The sequence below is a fragment of the Bradyrhizobium sp. genome (assembly GCF_016462955.1).
GTDB lineage: Bacteria > Pseudomonadota > Alphaproteobacteria > Rhizobiales > Xanthobacteraceae > Bradyrhizobium.
Genome location: NZ_JAEMSD010000786.1, coordinates 1 through 2120, shown reverse-complemented (window position 1 = coordinate 2120; position 2120 = coordinate 1). Strand labels below are relative to the sequence as shown.

At 68.2% G+C, this 2120-nt stretch carries 2 protein-coding genes and 1 pseudogene; all 3 read right to left on the bottom strand.

The window, feature by feature from the left end; translation table 11 throughout:
• Positions 1-671, bottom strand: a 671-nt coding sequence (locus JHD07_RS38365; RefSeq protein ID WP_291631692.1) for a DUF2076 domain-containing protein, incomplete at its 3' end; no start/stop codon positions are given.
• A gap of 125 nt (positions 672-796) precedes the next feature.
• Positions 797-1642, bottom strand: a complete 846-nt coding sequence (locus JHD07_RS38360; protein WP_291631691.1) for a ChbG/HpnK family deacetylase — start codon at positions 1640-1642, stop codon at positions 797-799.
• Positions 1639-2120: pseudogene (locus JHD07_RS38355) on the bottom strand (glycosyltransferase); the annotation flags it as partial. The pseudogene JHD07_RS38355 and the gene JHD07_RS38360, both read right to left, overlap by 4 nt.

Below are 2120 nucleotides of genomic sequence, written 5' to 3'. Positions count from 1 at the left end.
GAATCCCGGTTCGAGCCGATGTCGTTGAGGCCGGCATCGCGCGAGAGCGATCCGCCGGACTGGTCGCCGCTGCCGCCCCAGGGGCTTCCACCGGCGCTGCGGTCGCCGAGCGAATTGCCGTCGCCGAAGCCTTGCTGGTGCGATCCGCCGCCCATCATGCCGCGAATGCTGGAGAGCAGCAGCGAGCCGCCGACGACGCCGGCCGCGGCCGCCGCGGCGGTGCCCAGGAACGAGCCGCCACCGCCGCCCGCAGGCGGGGCGCCGTAGCCTTGCCCCGGACCCTGTCCGTAAGGCGGCGCGCCGAAGCCCGGCTGAGTCTGCATCGCCTGACCGGTGTTCCACGCCGGCCGCGAGTCCCGCGGCGGCACGTTCGGCACCGAGCCACGCGCCGGGCCCCCGCCGAACAGGGACTCCCGCATGGTGTCGAGGAAGCCGCCGGCCTGGGCGGGCTCGGGCGACTGGGCGGATTCAAGCTCCTGGATGCGATTGTGGGCTCGCTTCAGGGCTTCGTCCTGCAACAGCGTGGTCTGCACCAGCGCATAGACGGCGCCGGGCGCCTTTCGCAGTCCGTCGGAGATCGCAGCGACCGCATCGGGATCGCGCGGTGCGTTCTCCAGCTTGGAAAGCCGGTCAAAAAGGTCGTCGACGAGCTGGCGTTCCTGCGGCGTCATGATCTTTCTCCTTCGCGCGAAACAAGCGCGAGGGGAGATGTAGGGTTCCATTGTGGCCCCAACAGTCCTGGCCGGATTAAATTTCAGTATGCGACAAGCTGCCTCCCGGTCCGCTTTCGCCGGCTTCATCCCAGTGTCACGTTGCTGTCCGCCAGCAGGCGCGGGAAAGCATCCCCGGCGAGATAGGCATGTTCGCGCTCGCGCACGTCGGTCATGGGATCGAGGCCGGTGAGAACGTCGTCGACGAAGCCGGGATGGCACATCACGAGGCCGCCGTCGGGAAGCCCTTCCAGGAATTGCCGCATCAGCGCGCCGAAATCGGCGGCGCGCGTAAAATCATAGGCGCCGGCGAATCCGGGGTTGAAGCCGAGGCCGGCGCCGCCGGCGCGGCGGCGGAATTGTGCGCTGAGACCATCGAGCACCAGGGCCTTCGGTGAGGCCAGCCGCTGCCGCAGCGGCAGATTGCGGCCGCCCTGACGCACCCAGGCACTTGGCGCAACCTCGAGCACCGCATCGACGAAGCCGTCGCGCACCTGCGGGTAGAGCTGCACATGCTGATGGCCGTCGGCGAAGTCGGGGGCGCGCCCGAACGCGTCCATGAAGGCGGCGAGCTGCGCCTTGACCTCGTTGCGGATGAACTCACGGTCGAGCCGGCGCATCAGTCCGGCACGCAGCAGTTTTGGAAACGGCATGAACATGTCGCCGTCCAGAGGACGGTAGTGCATGGTCAGGGGGCGGAACGGCGCCGACAGCGTCACATGCAGGCCGATTGCGCAGCGCGGGCTCTGCTTCGCCGCCGCCTGCAGCCCCTCGATCTCGCTGCGCCCGATCGCAGGACCCACCATCATTACCGAGGTGGCGTTGAGGCGGCCGCGCTCGATCAGGTCGCGGATGGCGCGGTTGACGCCCGGGCTGATGCCGTAATCGTCGGCGCAGAGCCAGATTTGTCGCGGCGGCGCGGCCGCACTCATTCGGCCGCCGTCCTGCTCGCCGCGTCGTCGCCCTTGCTGGCTTCAGATAGCTTTTCGCTGTGCTCGGCGACGAAATAGATCGGCCGCGCCTTCAGCTCGGACAGGATCTTGCCGATATATTCGCCGACGATGCCGATCATGATGAGCTGCACGCCGCCGATCGTCATCAGGCCGATCACGAGCGAGGGATAGCCGGGCACCTGCTTGCCGGTCGTGAACACCTCCCATAGGATCGACAGGCCGAACAGGAAGGCACCGCCTGCGAGAATGACGCCGAACAGGCTGGCGAAGCGGAGCGGCGCCACCGAGAACGAGGTCAGGCCCTCGATCGAGAGGCCGAGCAGGCTCGCGGCATTGAAGGTGGTGACGCCATGCGCGCGCTCCGCCGGCTCGTAGTCCACACGGATCTGGCGGAAGCCGATCCAACTGGCGAGGCCCTTGAAGAAGCGGTTGCGTTCCGGCAGCTGCCGGAGTGCGG